Origin of the sequence: Streptomyces sp. NPDC019531 (assembly GCF_044903305.1) — a bacterium.
Classification (GTDB): Bacteria; Actinomycetota; Actinomycetes; order Streptomycetales; family Streptomycetaceae; genus Streptomyces.
In genome coordinates, this window is the sequence record NZ_JBJDQL010000038.1 from 1 (window position 1) to 21,123 (window position 21,123).

Here is a 21,123-nt window from a genome sequence, read left to right on the forward strand (position 1 = left end):
TCGGTGCCGTGCAGGTCGTCGTCCTCGACGTGGATGGCCTTGTCGGCACCCATGGACAGCGCCTTGCGCAGCGCGTCCTTGGCGTCCTCCGGGCCGATGGTCAGGACGGTGACCTCGACGTCGTCGTCGGAGTTCTCCGAGATCTGCAGCGCCTGCTCGACCGCGTACTCGTCGAGCTCGGAGAGCAGACCGTCCACGTCGTCCCGGTCGACGGTCAGGTCATCGGCGAAGTGCCGGTCGCCAGTGGCGTCGGGCACGTACTTCACAGTGACAACGATCCTCAAGCTCACGCCGGCTCTCCTACTGCATCGTCATTTTCGGCTGCCTCTTGCAGGCAGCATAGGCGCCCCAAGCGGCCGATCCCGGTCGGGGCGGGCTGCGCTCCGACCGCAATATTACTCGCCAGTACACCCAGTTCCTGCCCGCTAAGCAAGCGCTTTGAACTGTGACCTTTGCAACGCAGCGTAATCGGAACTCGACAGCCTCGCACACCGGCGGAGGAGCCGACGATCCAATCAGTCGCGCAGGCCGTTGAACCGGCCCTGGTGATAGAGCAGCGGTCGGCCGGCGCCCGCGGGGTCGCCGAGCTGCACCTCGGCCAGCACGATGCGGTGATCACCCGCGGGCACTCGGCCGACGACCCGGCACACCAACCAGGCGAGGACGTCGTCGAGGACCGGGACACCTTCGGGGCCCTCACGCCAGGCGGTGGAGGCGCCGAACCGGTCGGCGCCGCTACGGGCGAAGATGGCGGCCAGCTCCTCCTGGTGCTCGCCGAGTATGTGCACGCCCACGTGCTCGGCCCGGGATATCGCGGGCCAGCTGGAGGCACCCGTACCGATACCGAAGGAGAGCATCGGCGGGTCGGCGGAGACCGAGGCGAGGGAGGTGGCCGTGAAGCCGACCGGGCCGGTGTCGCCGCCCGCGGTGATCACGGCGACGCCTGCCGCGTGCCGCCGGAAGACGGAGCGCAGGAGATCGGGAGAGGCGAGCCGAGGAGTGCCGAGGTCGGGCGTGGCCGTCATGCGGAGTTCCTTCTGCGAGGAGTGTCGAGCTGGACCGTGGCTGCTCAACAGGCCGGACAGCGCGCGCTCGCGGTACGGGCGAGGTCGACATGGACCCGCCCGAACAGAAGGAGTTCCGTAGGCATACGGCCAGGCTGACGATACGTGCGGTGCGCAGTCAAGTACGTTCCGGCATATGGGAGATGCCTCACCGTGGGCGCACGCGGCGTCAAACCGCCTCCCCGATCGCGGCGATGACGTCCGCCTTGCGGGGCTGGCCGGTGGCCCGCCGTACGACCCGGCCGTCGGCGTCGAGGACCAGCACGGTCGGCGTCTTGAGGATGTCGAGTGCGCGGACCAGGTCGAGGTTCTTCTCGGCGTCGATCTCGACGTGGGCCACCCCCGGGACCATGCCGGCGACCTCGCCCAGCACCCGCCGGGTCGCCCGGCAGGGTGCGCAGAAGGCGCTGGAGAACTGGACGAGCGTGGCGCGTTCGCCGAGTCGCTCGCCCAACTCGGCCGCGCCGAGCCTCTTGCCGTCGTCGCGCCCGCGCACCCGTACTCTCCCGCTCCGCCGCCGCTGCAGCACTCCATAGGCGCTCGCCACCGCGAGCACCGCCACGCACACCACAAGTCCGGTCATCACCCGCACCAGCGTTCACGAGACTGCAAAGATTCCCGGGTCCCACCGGTCTTTCCGCTGCGGAATGCTTGATTCATGGACATTGATGCACGAGGGCCGCGCTTTGGTGCGGCCGTGACGACCGTCGTCCTGGCGGCCGTTCTGATCACGGACAGCTTCTGGCTGCTGGCCTGGCAGACGCTGGCGTTCGCGCTGGGCGCGGCGGGTGGGGTGGGCCGCTCGCCGTACGGATGGCTGTTCCGGATGGCCGCACGGCCGCGGATCGGGCCGCCGACCGAGTTCGAGGCACCGGAGCCGCCGCGCTTCGCGCAGTCCGTGGGACTCGCCATCGCAGGCCTCGGGCTCGTGAGATACGGGATCGGGCCGCAGTGGCTGGGACTCGCCGCCACCGGTGCGGCGCTGGCGGCGGCCTTTCTCAACGCCACGTTCGGGTACTGCCTGGGATGCGAGATGTACCTGCTCGTGCGGCGGGTGACGGTACGCACGTAGTAAAGCCGGCTTAAAAGCCCAAGGTGGATCACACGGTGGACGTGACGAGAATCTCGCCTGCATAGGGCACCAGGACTGGCTCCCCGTCCGTTCTTGGGGCACGATCTGCGACATGCCGTAAACCTACGGCTGCGTAACTTAATGCCGGGACTCCCTTCCCCGGCAGAGCAGGAAGGGCTCACCCCGCCCATGGCAGAGCTTGTCTACCGTCCCGTCGTCGGAGCCGCCCAGGCCCTGTTCAAGGCCTGGGACCTCAAGATCGACTGCAGGGGTTCGGAAAACATCCCGCGCTCGGGCGGCGCCGTGCTGGTGAGCAACCACATCAGCTACCTGGACTTCGTCTTCAGCGGCCTGGCGGCGCTCCCACAGAAGCGTCTGGTGCGCTTCATGGCGAAGGAGTCCGTGTTCCGCCACAAGGTCTCCGGTCCGCTGATGCGCGGGATGAAGCACATCCCGGTCGACCGCGAGCAGGGCGAGGCGGCCTACGCCCACGCCCTGGAGTCCCTGCGGTCGGGTGAGATCGTCGGGGTCTTCCCGGAGGCGACGATCTCGCAGTCCTTCACGCTGAAGAGCTTCAAGTCGGGCGCGGCGCGGCTGGCGCAGGAGGCGGGCGTCCCCCTGATCCCGATGGCGGTCTGGGGCACTCAGCGGATCTGGACCAAGGGCCACCCGCGCAACTTCAAGCGCAGCCACATCCCGATCACGATCCGGGTCGGCGAGGCGATCGAGGCTTCCCGCGACAAGTACGCGGGAGCGATCACGCGCCAGGTGCGGGAGCGGGTCAACGAGTTGCTGGAAGCCGCCCAGCGGGCGTATCCGGTGCGGCCGAAGGGGCCGGACGACACATGGTGGATGCCGGCGCATCTCGGAGGGACGGCACCTACGCCCGAAGCGGTGCGTGAGGCCGACGCACGGTAGTTGCTCGGCCGCATGTCCGTGGGGGCTGGTCGCAGCCTGCGTCTCAGCGTCTCAGAGTGCGGTGGGGAGCGTTTTCCAGAGGTACGGCCGGTCCGGGGCGGCCTTGAGGACGCTCAGGACGGCCGGGTGCGGCTCGGCGTACAGGACCGGGCAGTCCATCTCGTTTGACTCCGGGTCAGGTATGAAGGCCAGTTGTTCTCCGTCGAGGGAGAACCGGGCGTCCACGCCGGGCTTGTTGCCCCGGGGATCCTGGCGGTGCCAGGCGCCGTTGAACCGTACGGCGATCAGGCCGTGCACCACGTCGAGTTGCTGGTAGCAGAGCGCGGTCGGGATGTCCTCGGCGCGCAGCAGGGCGGCGAGTGCGTGGGCCTTGGCGTAGCAGATGCCGGTGCCCTGTTCCAGGACGTCGGACGCCCGCCAGGTGACGCGCGGATCGCCCGAGTCCTGCGAGTGCGGGATGGTGTCGCGGACGAACTCGAACGCCAGCCGCGCATAGGCATACGAGTCTTCGGCCTCCCTGGCGAGACGTGCGGCCGTTTCGCGCACCAGCGGATGGTGATGGTCGATCACCTCGTCGGCGGCCAGATACGCGGAAAGGTCAGGGGTGTTCTGGATCAGCTCCATGACCGCAGAGCATAGGAACGCGATCACCCGATAGTCAATTACTTTTCAGGTGATCGCATATCTATGCATCACGCGTCAGCGCGCCATCTCCTCCTTGAGCGCCGCCACGAACGCGTCCACATCGTCCTCGGTGGTGTCGAAGGCGCACATCCAGCGGACGACGCCCGCGGCCTCGTCCCAGAAGTAGAAGCGGAAGCGCTTCTGGAGCCGCTCGCTCACGTCGTGCGGGAGCCGGGCGAAGACCCCGTTGGCCTGGACGGGATAAAGGATCTCGACGCCGTGGACGGCGCGGACGCCCTCGGCCAGGCGATGGGCCATCTCGTTGGAGTGGCGGGCGTTGCGCAGCCACAGGTCCTTGGCGAGCAGGGCCTCCAACTGCACCGACACGAAACGCATCTTGGAGGCGAGCTGCATGGACAGCTTGCGCAGATGCTTCATGTGGGAGACCGCGTCCTGATTGATCACCACGACCGCCTCACCGAACAGTGCGCCGTTCTTCGTCCCGCCCAGCGAGAGGATGTCGACGCCGACGGCGTTGGTGAACGTCCGCATCGGGACGTCGAGGGAAGCGGCCGCGTTGGCTATGCGGGAGCCGTCCAGGTGAACCTTCATGCCGTGCGCGTGGGCGTGGTCGCAGATCGCGCGGATCTCGTCGGGCGTGTAGAGAGTGCCGAGCTCCGTGCTCTGGGTGATCGAGACGACCTGTGGCATCGCCCGGTGCTCGTCGTCCCAGCCGTACGCCTGCCTGTCGATCAGCTCGGGTGTGAGCTTGCCGTCCGGCGTCGGCACGGTGAGCAGCTTCAGGCCGCCCATGCGCTCGGGGGCGCCGCCCTCGTCGACGTTGATGTGCGCGCTCTCGGCGCAGATCACCGCGCCCCAGCGATCGGTGACCGCCTGGAGCGCGACGACGTTGGCGCCGGTGCCGTTGAAGACCGGGAACGCCTCGGCCGTGGCGCCGAAGTGGCTGCGGATGACGCCCTGGAGGTGCTCAGTGTAGTCGTCCTCGCCGTAGGCGACCTGGTGCCCGCCGTTGGCCAGGGCCAGGGCGGCGAGCACCTCCGGGTGGGCCCCGGCGTAGTTGTCGCTGGCGAAGCCGCGGACCTGCGGGTCGTGATGGCGACGAGCGTCGGTCTTCGGGGGGTTCACGGCTTCTCGGTGAGCCACAGACGGTTTCCGTTCACTTCGGCGGCGGGCTTGTCCCAGACACCGGCGATGGCCTCGGCCAGTTCCTTGACGTCCGTGAAGCCCGCGAACTTCGCGTTGGGCCGCTCGGCGCGCATCGCCTCGTGCACCAGCGCCTTCACCACCAGGATCGCAGCCGCGGAGGTCGGCCCGTCGGGGCCCCCGGCCTTGCGGAAAGCGTCGGCCAGGGCGAGCGTCCAGGCCTCGGCGGCGGCCTTGGCGGCGGCGTAGGAGGCGTTGCCCGCGCTCGGCTTGGTCGCGGTCGCCGCGCTGATGAGGAGGTAGCGGCCGCGCTCGCTGCGCTGCAGGCTCTCGTAGAAGGCGAGGGAGGTGTGCTGGACGGTGCGGATGAGCAGCAGTTCCAGGAAGTCCCAGTCGTCCAGTCTCGACTTCACGAAGGTCTCGCTGCCGCGCCAGCCGCCCACGAGGTGGACCAGGCCGTCGACACGGCCGAAGTCCTTCTCGATGTGCGCTGCCCAGTCGCGGGTGGAGTCCAGGTCCAGCAGGTCGACCGGCTCGCCGGTGACCGTGGCACCGCCCGAGGCGTAGCGTGCCGCGTCCACGGCCTCCGCGAGACGCTCCGGGTCGTTGTCGGCGCCGACGACGGTCGCGCCCGCCTCGGCCAGTCGCAGCAGCGTCGCGCGCCCCGCAGGGCCGCCCGCGCCGGCCACCGCGATCACCGCACCGCTGAGAGCTCCGTTCCCCACCATGTTCTTCGCCTCCTGAGCAGCCGCCTGGGCGGCCTGTGCAGTGTTCCCGGCGCCGCGATCGCTCACGCGGCGGCCCGCTCGGCGCTCTCCGCCGTGATGCCCCGGGTCGAGGCGATCACGTTCTTGAGTTTCTTGGAGAGTGCCTCATAGAACATGCTCAGCGGAAACTCGTCAGGAAGCACGTCATCGACGAGTTTCCGGGGCGGCTGGGACAGGTCGAGGGCGTCCGGGCCCTTGGCCCACCTGGAGCCCGGGTGCGGGGCGAGGTAGGTCGAGACCAGCTCGTACCCGGCGAACCAGTGGACGAGCTTGGGGCGGTCGATGCCGTCGTGGTAGAGCTGCTCGATGTCGGCGCACAGCTGGTTGGTGACCTGCGGGGCGCGCTGCCAGTCGATGAACAGCTTGTTGTCGGTCCAGCGGACGACATCGTGCTTGTGCAGATAGGCGAAGAGGAGCTGGCCGCCGAGCCCGTCGTAGTTACGGACGCGCTCACCGGTGACCGGGAAGCGGAACATGCGGTCGAACAGCACCGCGTACTGCACGTCACGGGCCTGCGGGACGCCGTCGGCCTCCAGCTTCACGGCTTCCCTGAAGGCGGTGAGGTCGCAGCGCAGTTCTTCGAGGCCGTACATCCAGAACGGCTGGCGCTGCTTGATCATGAACGGGTCGAAGGGCAGGTCGCCGTGGCTGTGGGTGCGGTCGTGGACCATGTCCCACAGGACGAAGGCCTCCTCGCAGCGCGTCTGGTCGTGCACCATCGCGGCGATGTCCTCGGGCAGCTCCAGGCCCAGGATGTCCACGGCGGCGTCGGTGACCCGGCGGAACCGGGCGGCCTCGCGGTCGCAGAAGATACCGCCCCAGGAGAAACGCTCCGGCGCCTCGCGTACGGCGATGGTCTCCGGGAAGAGGACGGCGGAGTTGGTGTCGTAACCGGCCGTGAAGTCCTCGAACTTGATGCCGCAGAACAGCGGGTTGTCGTAGCGGGTGCGCTCCAGTTCGGCCAGCCAGTCGGGCCAGACCATGCGCAGCACGACCGCTTCGAGATTGCGATCGGGGTTGCCGTTCTGCGTGTACATCGGGAAGACGACCAGGTGCTGCAGGCCGTCCGCGCGGTTCGCGGCGGGCTGGAAGGCCAGCAGGGAGTCGAGGAAGTCGGGCACCTCGAAGCCGCCCTCGGCCCAGCGCCGGATGTCCTTCACTAGGGCAGCGTGGTAGTCGGCGTCGTGCGGCAGCAGCGGCGACAGCTCCTCCACGGCTCCCACGACCTGCCGTACGACGGCCTCGGCGTCCTCGCGTGACGGGGCACCCTCCGTCTCGAAGTCGATCGACCCGTCCTTGGACTGCCATGGCCGGATCCGCTCCACGGCATCCTTGAGCACGGGCCATGCCGGGTGCTCCACCACCCTGGTCACGGGAGGAACCCGGTCCCCCGAAGCCGCCTGCACAAGAATTTCCGTCATGTCCCATCCTCCACGGGAGAACCTCGCGTATGAAGACCGTATACATACGGGCTTCCTCCCAGCAAGGGGAGACTCGGGAAGTTATCCTGCACAACCCAATGGTCACCGGATTTTTTCCTGTCGAGTGCCATGAACGCCGCGTTTCCGGGTAGGGGAGAGCATCCGTCCCGTACGCCACCGCGATCCCTCGTGTACGTGCGGGTCCATCACACGGTGTAGCCGTTAGGCTGCGGCTCTGCACCGAGCCGCCGTCGACGGAAGCGAGTTGAACCTTGAACTTCCTTACCATCGGTCATCGCGGAGTCATGGGTACCGAACCCGAGAACACCCTCCGTTCCTTCGTCGCCGCCCAGCAGGCCGGCCTCGACGTCATCGAACTCGATCTGCATCTGAGCAAGGACGGCGCGCTCGTCGTCATGCACGACACCGACGTGGACCGCACGACCGACGGAACCGGCCCGATCGCCGAGAAGACCCTCGCCGAACTCCGCGCCCTGGACGCGGGCCGTGGGGAGCAGGTGCCGGTGTTCGAGGAGGTCCTGGACGCCGTACGGTCGCCGCTCCAGGCCGAGATCAAGGACATCGCGGCGGCCCGGGCCCTGGCCGAGGTCATGCTGCGGCGGGATCTGGTCTCCCGGGTGGAGGTCTCCTCGTTCCACGACGAGGCGATCGCCGAGATCGGGCGACTGGTGCCCGGCGTGCGGACCGCGCTGATCGGCAGCCGGTTCGGCCCCGAGATCGTGGAGCGCGCCGTCGAGGCCGGTGCCGGGACCGTGTGCCTCAACATCCGCCGGCTGACCCTGGAGATCGTGGAGGCGGCCCGTAAGGCGGACCTGAAGATCATCGGCTGGGTGGTGAACACGCAGGACCACCTGCGGCTGGTGCGCGCACTGGAACTGGACGGCGCGACGACCGACTACCCCGAGATCAAGCGCACCGGCCGCTTCACCGCGTGAGCCGAGTGAGCCGCGTGAGCCGGGTGAGCCGGGTGAGCCGGGTGAGCCGACGGCATCGCGGCAGGAACGTCACACCAGCGGCTTGACCAGCAGCTCGAACTGCAGGTCGTCGCGCTGCGGAATGCCGAAGCGCTCGTCGCCGTACGGGAAGGGCGTCATCTTTCCCGTACGGCGGTAGCCGCGCCGCTCGTACCAGGCGATGAGGTCGTCGCGTACGGAGATCACGGTCATGTGCATCTCGGTGACGCCCCAGGTCTCGGCCGCCAGCCGCTCCGCCTCCGCGATGATCACCTTGCCGAGGCCGCCGCCCTGGAGCGCGGGGCTGACCGCGAACATCCCGAAGTACGCGTGGGTGCCCCGGTGTTCGAGCTGGCAGCAGGCGACGACCCGCCCGTCCCGCTCCACCGTCAAGACCCGGCTGTCGGACGACGTGATGACCGCGAGCACACCCTCGGGATCGGTCCGCTGACCTTCCAGGATGTCCGCCTCGGTGGTCCAACCGGCCCGGCTGTCGTCCCCTCGGTACGCGGACTCGATCAGCGCGACGAGTATGTCCACATCGGCGTCGGTGGCGTCACGGAAGGTGAGTCCGGTACTGGTCTCCATGGGGCGCATCTCCACTTCAGGGGCACGACTCGGGCACGGACGAGGGTAACGCCCCGGATAGGCTCGCCCGCATGGTGCACGTACTGAGCGGCCGCGTTCTGCTGCGGCCCACCGATCCGGAGCGTTCCCGGGTCTTCTACGGTGACCGGCTGGGCCTCGCCGTGTACCGCGAGTTCGGTACGGGGCCGGAGCGCGGCACCGTCTACTTCCTCGGCGGCGGCTTCCTGGAGCTGTCCGGACGGTCCGAGACTCCCCCGGGCGCCGACGTACGGCTGTGGCTGCAGGTTCCGGACATCGCCTCGGCGCACGAGGAACTGCTCGGCAAGGGCGTCGAGATCGTGCGGCCGCCGGTGAAGGAGCCGTGGGGACTGATCGAGATGTGGGTCGCGGACCCTGACGGCACGCCGATCGTGCTGGTCGAGATCCCCGCGGACCATCCGATCCGGTACCGACCCGGGATCTGAGCGCGGCGCAACGCCCCGCCCTGGCACGGGCAGCGGTGGACGGTCGGCACGGCGTTGACGACGGCCGCTCTCGCCGTGCTGTTCCCCCTCGGATACGGCGGCCTCCGCGGCGTGTTGCCGCTGGCGGCCGGGCTCGCGGGCGCGGCCGTGACGGCGGCGGTGTGGTGGACGCTGACCCGGCGTGGCCCGGTGCGCCGGCTTGCGGCAGTGCTCGCGGTCGTCACCCGCACCGGCGTCGTCGTCCTGTTCGCGGTCACCCTGGGATGGGCGCTCGTCGTGTCCCTGGTGCTGTTGGCCGTGGCCGTGTGGAGCGGGCGGTACGCGCCCCGCAGGCCGTGCTGGTGAGCAACAACGCCTACCGCACCGACGACCCCGTGGGCCTCGGCCGCCGCGAACGGCTGTACTCCGGGCTGCTCGGCATCCTCGGCGTCAAGGTGGACAGTGCGGCTCAGGCCGCGGCCTGCTGCTCAACCCCGATCCGGAGGGCCTCGTGGTCCTGTCCGCGAGGGAGGTGGTCGTCGACGCCGACCATCCGGAGATCGAGGTCGGCGTCGACGGCGAGGCCCTGCTCATGCACACCCCGGTGCACTGCCGTATCGCGCCCGGGGCGCTCCGGGTACGCGTACCGAGGAAACGGCCGGGGGTGCCGGAGGCCCAATCCCGTCTGGACTGGCGGCAGTTGGGCAAGCTCGCGGTGACGGCGGGGCGGGGGGCCGCAGGGGCGGAAGCCTCGGTGCGGAGGCGACCCGGTCAGGCGAGGCCGAAGACCTCAGGAAGGATCCTCCCCCTCCGTGAACGGCGTCACGGTGACCTGATCGATGACCGGCGCGTACGCGGAACGCTGGCCGTACTCGTTCCTCGTGTCGCCCGCGAAGTCCGGGAGTTCGTCGGCGGTGAAGGTGAGGGTGTTGAGGCCCGGGCGCAGGGTGACGGGCACGGACAGGGACCAGAAGTTGTTGAAGTGGAAGGTGGTGGGGAACAGGACGCGGTGCGGAGGGGCGCCGTTGACGGAGATATCGGCGTGCCGGCAGACCGGGTCCGGGTTGTAGTGGGTGGAGGCGGGCTGCTCGCCGTTCGAGTAACGGATCGTCAGCGCGTGGCGTCCGGCGCGGTCCGCCGTGACCGTCAGGGTGAGCGCGTTCGAGGGTCCGGCGCCGACTCCGTCGACCGCTTTCCCGCCGGTGGCGTACGAGTACCCGGTCACCCTCGCCGTACCGGTCAGGACGCCCTCCTCGGCGGCGTACGTGGTCGTGGGCAGCAGGCCGCGCGAGGGGGCGATGCGCAGGCGGTCGACAATGAGCCGGTCCGAAGTCCCGGTGACCGTGATCCTGTTGACGCCTCCGGCCAGGAAGAGCGGTACGGCGCCGCGCTCGACTCGCCCGACCTCCTCGCCGTTGACGCCCAACACGCCCTCTCCGGGCCCGAGCAGGTCGACGGTCACGGAGGCCTCGCCGTCGTCGGCCGCGTGCACCCAGAAGGTGACGGTGCCTCCCCGCGGGAGTACGGCGACCCCGGGACCGGATGCGCCTCGGTGGGCGTGGCTGACCCGGGCGCCGCCGCCGAGGTGCGCGAACTCGGCGTCGTACAAAGCCGTTTCGTCCTCGCCGCGCAGCACGAGGTCCAGCTTGTCGATGAACGCGTCGCCCTTGGTGACACCGAGCTCGGGGTCCTGTGCGGCGAGGGTGATCCGGTGCCGGCCGTTGGTCAGCCGGACCCGGGTGTCGGTGTGCCCCCACACCGCCGGCTTGTAGCCGAGCGGCAGCCGCAGTTCGCGCGGCTGCTCGCCGTCGACGCGCAGGAAGACGTTGGTGGGGCCCTGTTCGCGCACGAGATCGGCGAGATTGTGCGCGCCCGCGAACACCACGATGTCGTACGTCCCGTCCTGCGGGACCTCGACGTCGAAGGCGAGCACGCCGTCGGAACCGGTGCGCAGTCCGCCCACATGGTAGCCGCCGGAAGTGGCGAACCGGTCGACGGCGGACGGGGACCCCTCGGGCCCGTTCTTCGAGTAGCCGCCGCCCGTGTAGGTGTCGTCCTCGGCCTCGTACGTCCGTCTCCAACGCACCGCGGGCGGCACGGAGACGGCCCCGTTGCCGCCGGGCGACAGGGTCACCTGGTACGCGGACATCGCGTCGAGGCCGGTCAGACAGATCGTCACCTTCCCCTCGGAGACCGGAAGTTCCTCGTCCCGGAGCCGCAACGGCTGTTCACCGGCGCCGACTTGGCCGGTCCAGGGGATCTCCACGAGCCGTACGTGGGCCACGGCGCCGAACACCTCAGCGTCCACGCCCTCGAAGACCACGTCCGCCGCGCCGCCCGCTCCCCCGAACAGCGCCCGCGCCTGCCGCTTCTCCCGGTCGAGGGTGGCGACGCCCTGGAGGGTGTACTGCACGTCGGGGTGCGGGGCTACGACCCGGACGGTGTTCCCGGTCAGCTGTCCGTAGGCGTTGTACAGCCACCACTGGCCGTTCGCCCTGTTCACCTCCACCGCCGAGTCGTTGAGGTTGCCGGCGATGTTCCAGTACGCGAGGTCGGCGTCGACCTTCGACTCCTCGATCGCGGCGATCCACTGGATCATCCGGCCCGGTACGGAGACGTGGTAGTTGTGCGCGTACTCGTTGATGTTGACGGGCAGCGGGTTGATGCCCAACTCCCGTTCCAGGTCCCGGTACCTGGCTATGTCGGTGCGGACCTCCGCGGGCGAGGACAGCTCGTGCCAGGTGACGATGTCGGGCAGTACGTCGTGCGCCTTGGCGAACTCCAGGAAGTCCCTGACCTCGGGGTACAGGATGCAGGTGTTGGGTCCCGCGACGCGCGCCTCCGGGTCGAGCTCCTTGATGAGGTGGTACGCGGCCTCCCAGGCGCCGAAGTAGTGGTCCGGGTCGGTCCGCCAGCAGACCTGGTCGTAGCTCCACTCCCCCTCGCCGAACATGTTCCCCTCGGGTTCGTTGAACGGCACGTACACGATGTGTGCCTTCAACTCCCCCAGGGTCAGGGCGTGTTCGACCTGGCGGCGGATCACGTCCAGATGTCCGGCGAGCCGTTCCTCGCCGGTGGCACCGGGCCACTCGTAGGGAAACCCGCGGTAGTAGTCGGGCAGGTAGACGTAGACGTCCCTGCCGCCGGCCGCGACGAACGGCGACAGGATCTCCAGCGCGTCGCCGCCGGGGTGCTGGGTGCCGTCCTGGGCCTTGGTCGTCACCGTGCGCGGGTACATGCCCTCGACCACCGTGCGGCTGGGCACACCGTCGCCGTAAAGGCCGTAGAGCGTGCCGCTGGCTCCACCGTGGAAGGGGCCGGTCTCGGTGCCGAGGTCGATGGTGAGCTTCTCGCGGGCGGGGCCTTCGGCTGCCACGGCATCCATCCTTCGTTCGACATTCCGTACGACAGTCGATGATCCGCACCGACCTGGACGAACGTAGGAAGCGCGCGTGGACCGCGTCAACAGGCAGTGGGGGCCGGAACTTCCGAAACCGCAGGTCGGGGCCGTCAGGCGCGCAGCGCTCCGAGGCTGCCCTCCAGCTGGCCGAGCAGGTCTCCGAGGCGGGCGGCCAGTTCGTCCTGCGCCTCGGGGGGCAGGACGGACAACACGGAGGTCTCGTAGGCCAGTTGCTCGGGCAGGATGCCGTCGACCAGATCGCGGCCGGCGTGGGTGAGCCGGACGTGGGCGACGCGGCGGTCGCGGGTGTCACCCCGGCGTTCGACCAGGCCCCGCTCGGTCAGCTGCTTGAGGCGCTTGGTGACGGCGGCACCGGAGGAGAAGGTCTCACGCGCCAGGTCGCCGGGGGTCAGCTCGTGCCCGGTGCGGCGCAGAGCGCCGAGCAGGTCGAACTCGGGGCGGCTCAGTCCGGCCCGGCGCAGCGGGGCGTCCTCGGCCTGCTGGAGGAGGGCGGCGCAGCGGTTGACCCGGCCGATGATCTCCATGGGGCCGGTGTCGAGGCCGGGGTGGACGGTCTGCCACTGCCGGACGACCGCGGCGACGGTGTCGTTCCTCGTCGCGCCCGCCGGTCGTCCGTTCGGTGCCGTCATGGACGTACGCCCTCCGCTCTGTGGTGCCCGATCGTCGCCGCGAGCGTACGATGTCCGGCCCGCTCGGCGCGCACGACCCTCTCCTGGGGCAGCGCGCGCTGCCACCATTCGCCGGACGCGGCCTCGACGGTGGCCCGCAGATCGACCAGGGCGGTGGCGAGGGCGCGGCGGGCGGAGTCCAGCGCTCCGGGCGCCGGGTACGGCTCCGCCAGGAGGCGGGCGGTGCGCTCCCGGGCGCCTTCCACCGCTTCCAGTGTCTGCTCGACGCGGTCGCCCGCGCGACGGTTGGTGACGGCGACGGCGGCGACGAAGCCGACCAGTGCGCCGACGAGGGTGTCCACGACCCGCTCGGTGATCAGCCGTCCCGGCTCCTGGTAGCCGGCGAACTCGGTGATGAGCAGTGCCATCGGGGTCACACAGATGCTGCCGAGCCAGTAGTTGCGGCCGATCAGCGCCTCGGCGCCGAAGTTGAAGGCGAGGCAGCACAGCACGAGGGCCACGGGTCCGACATGGGCGAGCGGGACCACGGCGGCGAACACCAGGACACCGACGAGGTTGCCGACGACACGCTGGACGCCCCGGCTCCAGGTGAGGGTGACGTTGGCCTGGTAAAGGGAGGCCGCGGTGACCAGGGCCCAGTACGGGCGGCCGACGCCGAGCGCGAGGGAGGCGTAGCCGGTGAGGGCGCAGCCCAGGGCGGTGCGCATGGCGAGCGGGGCGAGCGGGCCGAGTGCGCGCCACCACGGGCGGGTGGAAGCGGCCGGTTCCATGTCCACGCCGAGGAGTTCGTCGTCGTCCACCGCCTGCGGCACCGGGCCCGTGCCGCGCAGTTCACGGGCCCAGACGCGCAGGCGGTGCGGGTCCGCGTCGCTGGGGGCGGCGAGGGCGACCTCGGCACGGACGACGAGGCGTTCGAGGCCGCGCCGGGCCCCGGAGCGGCCGCCGGCTGAGAGGAGGGTCTGCCAGGCCGCCTGGACGGCGGCGTAGGCGGTTCCGCTCGCACGGGAGGAGGGGTCTTCCAGATACGCGGCGGTCGCGTTCAGCGCCTGAGCGGTGGCCCGCCGCTCCGGACCATGGGGTCGCACCAGCCCCGGCGCCATACCGACCAGCCACGCCCACGCACCCGCCGCGAGGGCCAGCCCCAGATGGCCGGGAACCTGGCCGAGGGTCTGCGGGGCGAACAGGGCGGCGGAGCTGACGAAGGTGAGGACGACGTGGCCCGGCGGGCCGACCCGGGTCGCGTCACACAACGTCTTCTGCACGGCGGCCACCAGCGCGCCGACGGTCACCAGCACGACGGCACTGCCGGTGAGCGATGCGGCGACCAGCGCGACACCGAGGCCGGCGACCATGCCGAGCACGACCTGGGCCAGGGCGCGGGCCCGGGCGGCGTAGGGCCGGTTGTGGGCGTACAGCGCGCACAGGGACCCGGCCATCGTGTACATCGCCAGGTCGAGTCGGCCGAGGACCAGCAGGATCAGGTTGAGTGGGGCGACCGCGACGACCACGCTCAGGGCCGGCTTGAACCAGATGTCGGAGGGCCTGCCGAGGCGCAGCACGCCGGCCAGCGGAAGACGAGTGCTCATGAGGCACAACCTTAGCAGGTATTTTACCTGTAAACGATATCTGGCGACGTCCCTGACCTGCTGTGCTCCCTCGCACGCTCCCCGCATACCCCCTTGCGCTCGATTGCGCGCCGCGTGGCCCGGGCATTCCTTGACCGACGTCGAGCGGGGAGGTGGGCGTGCACGGACCGGCTTCGCCCGGCTGGCTGCTGGTGGCGCTCTGCGCGGCGACCGGGGCGTACTGCCTGCTGCGGATGCGCAGCGGTGTCGAGGAGCAGCGCCGGTCCGCGGGCGGCGAGGCGCTCATGGGCTTCGGGATGGCCGCGATGGCCGTACCGGCAGCCGTGTTCACACCACCGTCGTGGGCCTGGCCCGTCTATACGGCCGTGTTCGGCGGGGCCGCGCTGCGCGCGTTGTGGACGGCGCGCACGAGCACCCATCATCTGCACCATCTGGTGGGGGCCTCGGCCATGGTCTACATGGCGGTGGCGATGGCGGCCTCCCCCGGACACCACGGCGGTGCGGGAGTCCCCGTCGTGACGGGCGTACTGCTCCTCTACTTCACGGGATACGTCCTGCTGTCCGGCGTCCGCCTGATACCGGTGACCGCCGGTGGCGGAACCGTCGGCTGGGGTGACCGGCCCGAACTCGCGCGCGCGTGCCGTCTGTCGATGGGTATCGCGATGGTGGCCATGCTGCTGACGCTCTGAGGCGAGCGGCGTACGCAACCTTGGCGTCACCGCGTCCACGCGGACCGCACCCACGAGCGGTACGCGCTCACAGGCCGAGGGGAGGGCAGGCGGCGGCTGCGACGGAGCGAACTCCTGCTCCACGCCCCGGTGCTGCCCGGTGAGGTGTCCGGGAGCCGACTCGTCGTGCTGGTCGAAGTCAGCGAGGACCGGGGCGTGTTCGGCCCCTGCCCCACCCCGCAGGGCCATGTCCCGCAGCGGGTGCACCGCCTGCCGACCCCACCGGACCGCCTGACGCCGACGCGCCGAGTGCGGCTGACGGCGACGGCGGGTCTCCCGCGCCGAGAGATCCCGCCCCGGGATTGGCCTCCAGCCGCACCGGTCGGCGAGGATCGCACCATGCACACCCCGTCCGTCGACTCCCCGCCCCGTCCGCCGGAGCACCGGACCGCGGCTCGCGCGACCGGCTCCCTGGCCCTGTGCTCGGTGCTGCTGCTCGTCCTGGTCGTGGCCGAGTGGCACCCGCTGCTCATCGTCGACGGCGACATCGCCGACACCACCCACCGCTGGGCGGTCGACGAACCGGGGCTCACCCACGTCTTCCGGATCCTGGCGGACTGGGTCTGGGACCCCTGGACGATGCGCATCCTGGCCGCGGTCGCAGCCCTCTGGCTGGTGTGGCGGCGCAACGCCCGCTGGACGGCCATATGGCTGGTGGCCACATGTGCGCTGGGCACACTGGTCCAGCAGCTCCTGAAGGCCGCGGTCGGACGGGCACGCCCCGTCTGGCCCGACCCCGTCGACACCGCCCACTTCGCCGCCTACCCGTCGGGCCACGCCTTGACGGCCACGGTGGTCTGCGGCCTCCTCCTGTGGCTCCTCCGCCACTACGGCGTCGGCCGCGCTCTGTGGCTCACCGCGCTGACGATCAGCGTCATCTCCGTGATCGGCGTGGGTCTGACCCGCATCTGGCTCGGCGTCCACTGGCCCTCCGACGTCCTCGGCGGCTGGCTGCTGGGCGCGATGCTGGTAACCCTGGCGGTGATGATCCACCAGCGGTACCGACCGTGAAACGCCTGCCCGCCGGGTCTACAGCTATGTGGGCCCAGGCAACCAGGACCGCGGATCCTTCGCTTTCGTCGTCGCCCTCGGCGCGCTGCTGCGGCTCGCGCACCTCGGCTCGTGGCAGGCGGTCGAGCGCGAGCTCGATCGCGTGGGCGTCGAGCACTCCGGCCGGTTCACCCACGAGGTGGTGTTCCGTTGCTGCGAAGGTTGCGGAGAGCGGTCGATTGGGCGCGAGGAGGACTTCTTCTGCGTGTTCTGCGGGTGTGAGCTCCCGGTCGAGTGGAACGCGAGCCCGTACGATCATCGTATGACTGCCGTCCTGTTCGACTTCTCGGGAACCCTCTTCCGGATCGAGTCCACCGTGGCCTGGCTGAGGGCCGTGCTCGACGAGGCCGGACTCACGCTCGCCGAGGCCGAGTTGACGCGGGCGGCGCGGGAACTGGAGAGCGTGGGTGCCCTGCCCGGCGGGGCGGCGCCCGGGGTGCCGATGCCGGACGAGGTCGCCGGGGTGTGGGACGTGCGCGACGAGAGTGCCGAGTTGCACCGGGCCGCCTACACCGGGCTCTCGCGGCTGGTTTCACTGCCGGATCCCGCCCTGCACGACGCGTTGTACGACCGGCACATGTCGCCGGTCGCCTGGCAGCCGTATCCCGACGCCGCCGAGGTGCTGCGCACCCTGCGCGAGCGTGGGATCGGAGTGGGCGTGGTCAGCAACATCGGCTGGGATCTGCGGCCCGTCTTCCGCGCGCACGGTCTCGCCCCGTACGTCGACGCGTATGTGCTGTCGTACGAACACGGCATCCAGAAGCCGGACCCGCGGCTGTTCGAGACCGCCTGCACGGCGCTCGGCGTCGAGCCCGGGGGCGTCCTGATGGTCGGTGACGACCGGCGGGCGGACGGGGGTGCGGCGGCCCTGGGCTGCGGGGTGCACTTCGTGGACCATCTGCCGGTGGCGCAGCGGCCGGACGGGCTGCGGCCGGTCCTCGACCTGGTCGGCTGAGACAGGCGCGGAGACAGGGGCAGAGACACCCGGAATCGACATCGGAAAGGGTGTCCGAAAACCGGGGGGTCACCCTGCCAGGATGGTCGCCTGAGGACACCACAGGGGCGTATGCTCGCCCACCCTGGACGATCCCCCGCGTCGCCCAGAGCAGGCGGCAGCCCCGACCAGGCCTTTCACGGGCCGGTCCGGACGCACTGAGTATAGTTGGCTGATAGCCAGTCAACGCAGGAGTTCCAGCATGTCCCCGCGCAGCGCCTCGGTCAATGAAGAGTTGCGCCGTCGTTCCCGGGAGCGGCTCCTGCAGGCGGCCCTCGAACTGGTCTCCGAGCGCGGTTACGAGGCCACGACCCTCGGCGACATCGCGGACCGGGCCGGTTCGGCGCGCGGTCTGGTGTCGTACTACTTCCCCGGCAAGCGCCGACTGGTGCAGTCCGCCGTGCACCGGCTCATGCACCGCACGCTGGAGGAGGCGCTGGACCGCGAGCCGCGCACCGAGGACGGCCGGGAGCGGATGGCGCGGGCGATCGACGCCGTCCTGGGCCTGGCCCGGGACCGGACCGTACTCATGCGCCAGCACATGGCCGGCCTGCTCGACACCGACGGGTTCGTGGAGTGCCCGGAGCAGCAGCGCCTCGCCGAGCTGCTGCGGGACACCATGAAACGGCACGGTTCGCAGACGGTCGAGACCGACTACCCGATGCTGCGCTCGCAACTCATGGGTGCCGTCTACGCGATGGTCGTGCCGAACGTCCCGATGTCGCTCACGCCTCTGCGCGCCGAGCTGTTCACGCGCTATCGGCTCGACTGGGAGCAGGGCGTCCCGCCGGGCACCGAGGCACCCGACGGGACGTGCGACACCGATCTGTCACGTTTCTTCGACACGGGCGGCGAGCCCGGGGGTCAGTCGAAGTAGTCCGGCTGCGTCTGGACGTTGAGCTCGTTCAGTCGCACCTTCCTGGCCGGATCCGTGCGCCGGTCGCTGAGCTTCAGGACGTCGAAGCCCTTGGCGATGTCGTTGGAGTAGATGTAGCCGTTGTAGTAGTACGCCGACCAGGAGCCGGCGGTCGTGAGGCGTTCGGTGGTCACCGGGCCGCGCTCGAAGTAGCCGATCTCCTTCGGGCGGGCCGAGTCGGTGAAGTCCCAGACGGAGACACCGCCCTGATACCAGGCCTGCACCATGATGTCCCTGCCCTTGACCGGGATCAGCGAGCCGTTGTGGGCGACGCACACCTCGACGGCCGCCTGGTGGCGGGGGATCTTGAAGTAGCTGCGGAAGACGAGCTTGCGTTTGTCACCCTTGCCGACGATGTCGTAGATACCGTCGGCGCCGCGGTTCGGACCGATCTCCGCGTTGCAGGTGGCCGCGCCGCCGCCGCCCAACTCGTCGGTGAAGACGACCTTGTTCGCCTTCTGGTTGAAGGTCGCCGAGTGCCAGAACGCGAAGTTCACGTTGTCCTGCACCCGGTCGATGACCTTCGGGTTCTCCGGGTCCTTGATGGAGAACAGGATGCCGTCGCCCATGCAGGCGCCCGCCGCCAGGTCCTTGTCCGGGAGCACCGTGATGTCGTGGCAGCCGGTGGTCTTGGAGACGCCCGGGTTGGTGGGCGAACCGGGATTGCCGCCGCCGTCGGGTCCCTCGCCGGGGAAGAGCACCGGGAAGCTGACGACCGCCGCCTTCTCAGGGGCGTTGCGCGGCACCTTGATCACCGAGATGCCGTCGTGCGGTGGCTGGCAGTCGGGGTAGGTGGCGCTCGGCGAGTACGAGGAGACGTAGAGGTAGACGTTCCTGCGCTCGGGCACCAGCGTGTGGGTGTGCGAGCCGCAGGCTGTCTCCACGGCGGCGACGTACTTCGGATTGCGCTTGTCGCTGATGTCGAAGACCTTCATGCCCTCCCACGACGACTTCTCGGTCGCGGGCTGGGTGGTGCTGCTGCAACTGCTGTCGCTGCGCGAGGAGTCGGTGGACAGGAACAACAGGTTCCCGGAGACCGAGATGTCGTTCTGCGAGCCCGGGCACAGCACCTGGGCGATCGTCTTCGGCGCCTTCGGGTTGCTGATGTCGAAGATGCGGAAGCCGTCGTAGTTGCCGGAGAAGGCGTATCCGCCCTGGAAGGCCAGGTCCGAATTGGTGCCGGGCAGCGCGTCCTTGGGGATGTTGACGAGGTGTTCGATGTTGTCGGAGTGGACGATCTCGTCCTGGCCGGGTATCTCACCGTCGGCGATCGCGGCCCGCACCTCGGCCTCGGTGCTCTTGGACACCTCCTCGCTCGCGGCCGGACGGTCCCCGGGGTCGGGGGTCGCCGCGGCCGGCCCGGCGGTCAGCAGAGCGGCCAGGAGACCCGCGGCGGTTGCGGCAACTCCCAGGCGTCTGTACCGGGTTCGGGGGTTTCTCAACAGGATCACTGTTTCCTCCCTGTGCGGTTCATGTGGAACGCTTCAGGCACCCCCGCAGTATCGTCTTCACCATGCACAGATCAACAGAGGGCAACGAACTCGTAATGAAGGGACCCCGGGTGACCACTGTGCTTTTCCGCCACGCCCCCTACGCGACGGCCGCCGTGGCCGCATTGGCAGCCCTGACCCTCGGGGGCTGCGACTCCGACGCGGACCCGAAGTCGGCCTCCGCGACCGGGCCTTCGGTACTGGTGCCGGGCAAGCCCGGTGAGGCGAACCGCACCCTGTCCGCGCAGGACGCGAAGGAGCAGCGGGCCGACGACGACACCCCCAACGCGGCTGACGTCTCGTATGCGCGGATGATGATCGAGCACCACACCCAGGCCCTGGAGTTGACCGAACTGGCCCCGGAACGCGCCGAGTCGGCGAGGCTCAAGGCGCTCGCCGGACGGATCTCGGCCGCCCAGGGGCCCGAGATCGATGCGATGAAGGCCTGGTTGAAGGACTACGGCCAGTCCGAGAAGAGCGACGCCCACGAGCACACCACGATGCCCGGGATGGCGACCGAGGCCCAGTTGAAGAAGTTGCGCGCGGCGAAAGGGACGGCGTTCGACCAGCTCTTCCTCACTTTGATGATCACCCACCACGAGGGCGCGATCACCATGGCGACGGACGTGAAGGGACAGGGCAACAACGTCCGGATCGAGGAGATGGCCGACGACGTGGTGGCCCAGCAGACGAGCGAGATCGACCGGATGCGGGACATGCTCTGAACGGGCCTGTCCCGCGAAGCGGTTCTCGACGCGCAGCGGTCTCCACGCGCAGCGCCCTGTACGCGAACCCGCTTGTTCAGCGCCGCGCGTGACGAGGCGTCAGGAATCCCGCGTCGCGCGCCTGTGAGATGAGCCGTAGCGACTTGCGGCGGCTGTGCCCGGTCGCGCACATCACCGCGAGGACCGGGTCGACGCCATTCTCCTGGGCCGCCCGGTACTCCTGGGCGATCAGCCGGCGCCCCTCGGTGCCCCGGGGCCAGGCCGGACGGGCACGGCGCGCTCCGGTTCCCTCGGCTTCGGTCTCCGACTCGGGCGCCATGCCGCAGGCCTCGGAGAGCGGCCCCTCAATCCAGTCCGCGAGCGCGCCCAGGTCGTCGAGGGACAGCGCGGGCATCGCCCGTACGTCCTCCAGGGAGACGCCCTCCTCGGCCACCACGGCGAGCATGTCCACCCGGGCCCCATCACCGAAGGCCAGCCGGACGTGGAACCACGAGGTCGCGTACTCGCCCTCCCGCACTTCCCACGCGGGCCATACGGACACGGTGCCGT

At 70.0% G+C, this 21,123-nt stretch carries 24 protein-coding genes; 10 read left to right on the forward strand and 14 right to left on the reverse strand.

What is annotated here, in order from left to right; genetic code table 11:
- The 3 genes from ACI2L1_RS33460 to ACI2L1_RS33470 form a co-directional block, all read right to left on the reverse strand.
- A partial coding sequence (locus ACI2L1_RS33460; RefSeq protein WP_404743168.1) for an electron transfer flavoprotein subunit beta/FixA family protein occupies positions 1–290 on the reverse strand: 290 nt, incomplete at its 3' end.
- A gap of 225 nt (positions 291–515) precedes the next feature.
- On the reverse strand, positions 516–1,025 hold the full coding sequence (locus tag ACI2L1_RS33465; protein WP_404743169.1) for a flavin reductase family protein: 510 nt from the start codon (positions 1,023–1,025) through the stop codon (positions 516–518).
- Positions 1,026–1,233: 208 nt separating this feature from the next.
- Entirely contained in the window at positions 1,234–1,647 is a 414-nt protein-coding gene (locus tag ACI2L1_RS33470) for a TlpA family protein disulfide reductase (RefSeq protein WP_404743170.1), read from the reverse strand.
- A gap of 75 nt (positions 1,648–1,722) precedes the next feature.
- Between ACI2L1_RS33470 and ACI2L1_RS33475 the strand changes: the two genes are divergently transcribed.
- The gene (locus ACI2L1_RS33475) at positions 1,723–2,136 is read left to right on the forward strand and encodes a DUF4395 domain-containing protein (RefSeq protein ID WP_404743171.1); all 414 of its coding nucleotides are present in this window, start codon (positions 1,723–1,725) and stop codon (positions 2,134–2,136) included.
- Positions 2,137–2,325: 189 nt separating this feature from the next.
- Positions 2,326–3,054: a lysophospholipid acyltransferase family protein gene (locus tag ACI2L1_RS33480; protein WP_404743172.1), complete on the forward strand. Its 729-nt coding sequence runs from the start codon at positions 2,326–2,328 to the stop codon at positions 3,052–3,054.
- A 51-nt stretch (positions 3,055–3,105) separates the two neighbouring features.
- Here ACI2L1_RS33480 and ACI2L1_RS33485 read toward each other — a convergent pair whose 3' ends face one another.
- The 4 genes from ACI2L1_RS33485 to ACI2L1_RS33500 form a co-directional block, all read right to left on the reverse strand.
- The gene (locus ACI2L1_RS33485) at positions 3,106–3,678 is read right to left on the reverse strand and encodes a transglutaminase domain-containing protein (RefSeq protein WP_404743173.1); all 573 of its coding nucleotides are present in this window, start codon (positions 3,676–3,678) and stop codon (positions 3,106–3,108) included.
- Between the two features lie 75 nt (positions 3,679–3,753).
- Positions 3,754–4,824, reverse strand: coding sequence for a threonine aldolase family protein (locus ACI2L1_RS33490; protein ID WP_404743174.1), 1,071 nt, complete (start codon positions 4,822–4,824; stop codon positions 3,754–3,756).
- The gene (locus ACI2L1_RS33495; RefSeq protein ID WP_404743175.1) at positions 4,821–5,570 is read right to left on the reverse strand and encodes an SDR family NAD(P)-dependent oxidoreductase; all 750 of its coding nucleotides are present in this window, start codon (positions 5,568–5,570) and stop codon (positions 4,821–4,823) included. The genes ACI2L1_RS33490 and ACI2L1_RS33495 overlap by 4 nt, the downstream gene beginning before the upstream one ends.
- A gap of 62 nt (positions 5,571–5,632) precedes the next feature.
- On the reverse strand, positions 5,633–7,030 hold the full coding sequence (locus ACI2L1_RS33500) for a DUF6421 family protein (RefSeq protein WP_404743176.1): 1,398 nt from the start codon (positions 7,028–7,030) through the stop codon (positions 5,633–5,635).
- Positions 7,031–7,302: 272 nt separating this feature from the next.
- Here ACI2L1_RS33500 and ACI2L1_RS33505 point away from each other — a divergent pair, with 272 nt between their 5' ends.
- On the forward strand, positions 7,303–7,986 hold the full coding sequence (locus ACI2L1_RS33505) for a glycerophosphodiester phosphodiesterase (protein ID WP_404743177.1): 684 nt from the start codon (positions 7,303–7,305) through the stop codon (positions 7,984–7,986).
- Positions 7,987–8,055: 69 nt separating this feature from the next.
- Here the strand turns inward: ACI2L1_RS33505 and ACI2L1_RS33510 are convergent, their stop codons facing one another.
- Entirely contained in the window at positions 8,056–8,592 is a 537-nt protein-coding gene (locus ACI2L1_RS33510; RefSeq protein ID WP_404743178.1) for a GNAT family N-acetyltransferase, read from the reverse strand.
- 71 nt (positions 8,593–8,663) lie between these two features.
- Here ACI2L1_RS33510 and ACI2L1_RS33515 point away from each other — a divergent pair, with 71 nt between their 5' ends.
- A complete protein-coding gene (locus ACI2L1_RS33515; RefSeq protein ID WP_404743179.1) occupies positions 8,664–9,056 on the forward strand; it encodes a VOC family protein in 393 nt (130 codons plus the stop codon).
- A gap of 54 nt (positions 9,057–9,110) precedes the next feature.
- Complete coding sequence (locus tag ACI2L1_RS33520; protein WP_404743180.1) at positions 9,111–9,401, forward strand: hypothetical protein; 291 nt, start codon at positions 9,111–9,113, stop codon at positions 9,399–9,401.
- Between the two features lie 103 nt (positions 9,402–9,504).
- Here ACI2L1_RS33520 and ACI2L1_RS33525 read toward each other — a convergent pair whose 3' ends face one another.
- From ACI2L1_RS33525 to ACI2L1_RS33540, 4 genes are all read right to left on the reverse strand, one after another.
- Positions 9,505–9,633: a hypothetical protein gene (locus ACI2L1_RS33525; RefSeq protein ID WP_404743181.1), complete on the reverse strand. Its 129-nt coding sequence runs from the start codon at positions 9,631–9,633 to the stop codon at positions 9,505–9,507.
- Positions 9,634–9,825: 192 nt separating this feature from the next.
- Positions 9,826–12,420 carry a cellulosome protein gene (locus ACI2L1_RS33530; protein ID WP_404743182.1) on the reverse strand — a complete coding sequence of 865 codons (2,595 nt, stop codon included), beginning with the start codon at positions 12,418–12,420 and terminating at the stop codon, positions 9,826–9,828.
- A gap of 125 nt (positions 12,421–12,545) precedes the next feature.
- Positions 12,546–13,085: a MarR family winged helix-turn-helix transcriptional regulator gene (locus tag ACI2L1_RS33535; RefSeq protein WP_404743183.1), complete on the reverse strand. Its 540-nt coding sequence runs from the start codon at positions 13,083–13,085 to the stop codon at positions 12,546–12,548.
- Entirely contained in the window at positions 13,082–14,671 is a 1,590-nt protein-coding gene (locus ACI2L1_RS33540) for an FUSC family protein (protein WP_404743184.1), read from the reverse strand. Before ACI2L1_RS33540 ends, ACI2L1_RS33535 begins: the two co-directional genes overlap by 4 nt.
- Before the next feature lie 158 nt (positions 14,672–14,829).
- Here ACI2L1_RS33540 and ACI2L1_RS33545 point away from each other — a divergent pair, with 158 nt between their 5' ends.
- The 4 genes from ACI2L1_RS33545 to ACI2L1_RS33560 all read left to right on the forward strand — a co-directional run bounded on the left by ACI2L1_RS33545 (position 14,830) and on the right by ACI2L1_RS33560 (position 18,320).
- On the forward strand, positions 14,830–15,360 hold the full coding sequence (locus tag ACI2L1_RS33545) for a DUF5134 domain-containing protein (RefSeq protein ID WP_404743185.1): 531 nt from the start codon (positions 14,830–14,832) through the stop codon (positions 15,358–15,360).
- 378 nt (positions 15,361–15,738) lie between these two features.
- Positions 15,739–16,410, forward strand: coding sequence for a phosphatase PAP2 family protein (locus ACI2L1_RS33550; RefSeq protein ID WP_404743186.1), 672 nt, complete (start codon positions 15,739–15,741; stop codon positions 16,408–16,410).
- Between the two features lie 301 nt (positions 16,411–16,711).
- Entirely contained in the window at positions 16,712–17,404 is a 693-nt protein-coding gene (locus tag ACI2L1_RS33555) for an HAD family hydrolase (RefSeq protein ID WP_404743187.1), read from the forward strand.
- Positions 17,405–17,645: 241 nt separating this feature from the next.
- Positions 17,646–18,320: a TetR/AcrR family transcriptional regulator gene (locus tag ACI2L1_RS33560; protein ID WP_404743188.1), complete on the forward strand. Its 675-nt coding sequence runs from the start codon at positions 17,646–17,648 to the stop codon at positions 18,318–18,320.
- Here ACI2L1_RS33560 and ACI2L1_RS33565 read toward each other — a convergent pair.
- Entirely contained in the window at positions 18,308–19,810 is a 1,503-nt protein-coding gene (locus tag ACI2L1_RS33565; RefSeq protein WP_404743189.1) for an LVIVD repeat-containing protein, read from the reverse strand. The two genes, ACI2L1_RS33560 and ACI2L1_RS33565, sit on opposite strands and share 13 nt — an antisense overlap.
- A gap of 95 nt (positions 19,811–19,905) precedes the next feature.
- On the opposite strand from ACI2L1_RS33565, the gene ACI2L1_RS33570 reads away from it, so the two are divergent.
- Positions 19,906–20,574: a DUF305 domain-containing protein gene (locus ACI2L1_RS33570; RefSeq protein WP_404743241.1), complete on the forward strand. Its 669-nt coding sequence runs from the start codon at positions 19,906–19,908 to the stop codon at positions 20,572–20,574.
- A gap of 76 nt (positions 20,575–20,650) precedes the next feature.
- On the opposite strand, the gene ACI2L1_RS33575 is transcribed toward ACI2L1_RS33570, so the two are convergent.
- Complete coding sequence (locus ACI2L1_RS33575; RefSeq protein WP_404743190.1) at positions 20,651–21,115, reverse strand: DUF6214 family protein; 465 nt, start codon at positions 21,113–21,115, stop codon at positions 20,651–20,653.
- Positions 21,116–21,123 lie beyond the last annotated feature (8 nt).

Bases quoted from the DNA above. Each gene is read 5' to 3' on its own strand.
- ACI2L1_RS33480 (WP_404743172.1), top strand. From the start codon at position 2,326: ATGGCAGAGCTTGTCTACCGTCCCGTCGTCGGAGCCGCCCAGGCCCTG.
- ACI2L1_RS33510 (WP_404743178.1), bottom strand. From the start codon at position 8,592: ATGGAGACCAGTACCGGACTCACCTTCCGTGACGCCACCGACGCCGAT.
- ACI2L1_RS33475 (WP_404743171.1), top strand. From the start codon at position 1,723: ATGGACATTGATGCACGAGGGCCGCGCTTTGGTGCGGCCGTGACGACC.
- ACI2L1_RS33485 (WP_404743173.1), bottom strand. From the start codon at position 3,678: ATGGAGCTGATCCAGAACACCCCTGACCTTTCCGCGTATCTGGCCGCC.
- ACI2L1_RS33550 (WP_404743186.1), top strand. From the start codon at position 15,739: ATGCACACCCCGTCCGTCGACTCCCCGCCCCGTCCGCCGGAGCACCGG.
- ACI2L1_RS33535 (WP_404743183.1), bottom strand. From the start codon at position 13,085: ATGACGGCACCGAACGGACGACCGGCGGGCGCGACGAGGAACGACACC.
- ACI2L1_RS33555 (WP_404743187.1), top strand. From the start codon at position 16,712: ATGACTGCCGTCCTGTTCGACTTCTCGGGAACCCTCTTCCGGATCGAG.
- ACI2L1_RS33470 (WP_404743170.1), bottom strand. From the start codon at position 1,647: ATGACCGGACTTGTGGTGTGCGTGGCGGTGCTCGCGGTGGCGAGCGCC.
- ACI2L1_RS33530 (WP_404743182.1), bottom strand. From the start codon at position 12,420: ATGGATGCCGTGGCAGCCGAAGGCCCCGCCCGCGAGAAGCTCACCATC.
- ACI2L1_RS33515 (WP_404743179.1), top strand. From the start codon at position 8,664: ATGGTGCACGTACTGAGCGGCCGCGTTCTGCTGCGGCCCACCGATCCG.
- ACI2L1_RS33570 (WP_404743241.1), top strand. From the start codon at position 19,906: ATGAAGGGACCCCGGGTGACCACTGTGCTTTTCCGCCACGCCCCCTAC.
- ACI2L1_RS33500 (WP_404743176.1), bottom strand. From the start codon at position 7,030: ATGACGGAAATTCTTGTGCAGGCGGCTTCGGGGGACCGGGTTCCTCCC.
- ACI2L1_RS33495 (WP_404743175.1), bottom strand. From the start codon at position 5,570: ATGGTGGGGAACGGAGCTCTCAGCGGTGCGGTGATCGCGGTGGCCGGC.
- ACI2L1_RS33540 (WP_404743184.1), bottom strand. From the start codon at position 14,671: ATGAGCACTCGTCTTCCGCTGGCCGGCGTGCTGCGCCTCGGCAGGCCC.
- ACI2L1_RS33465 (WP_404743169.1), bottom strand. From the start codon at position 1,025: ATGACGGCCACGCCCGACCTCGGCACTCCTCGGCTCGCCTCTCCCGAT.
- ACI2L1_RS33560 (WP_404743188.1), top strand. From the start codon at position 17,646: ATGTCCCCGCGCAGCGCCTCGGTCAATGAAGAGTTGCGCCGTCGTTCC.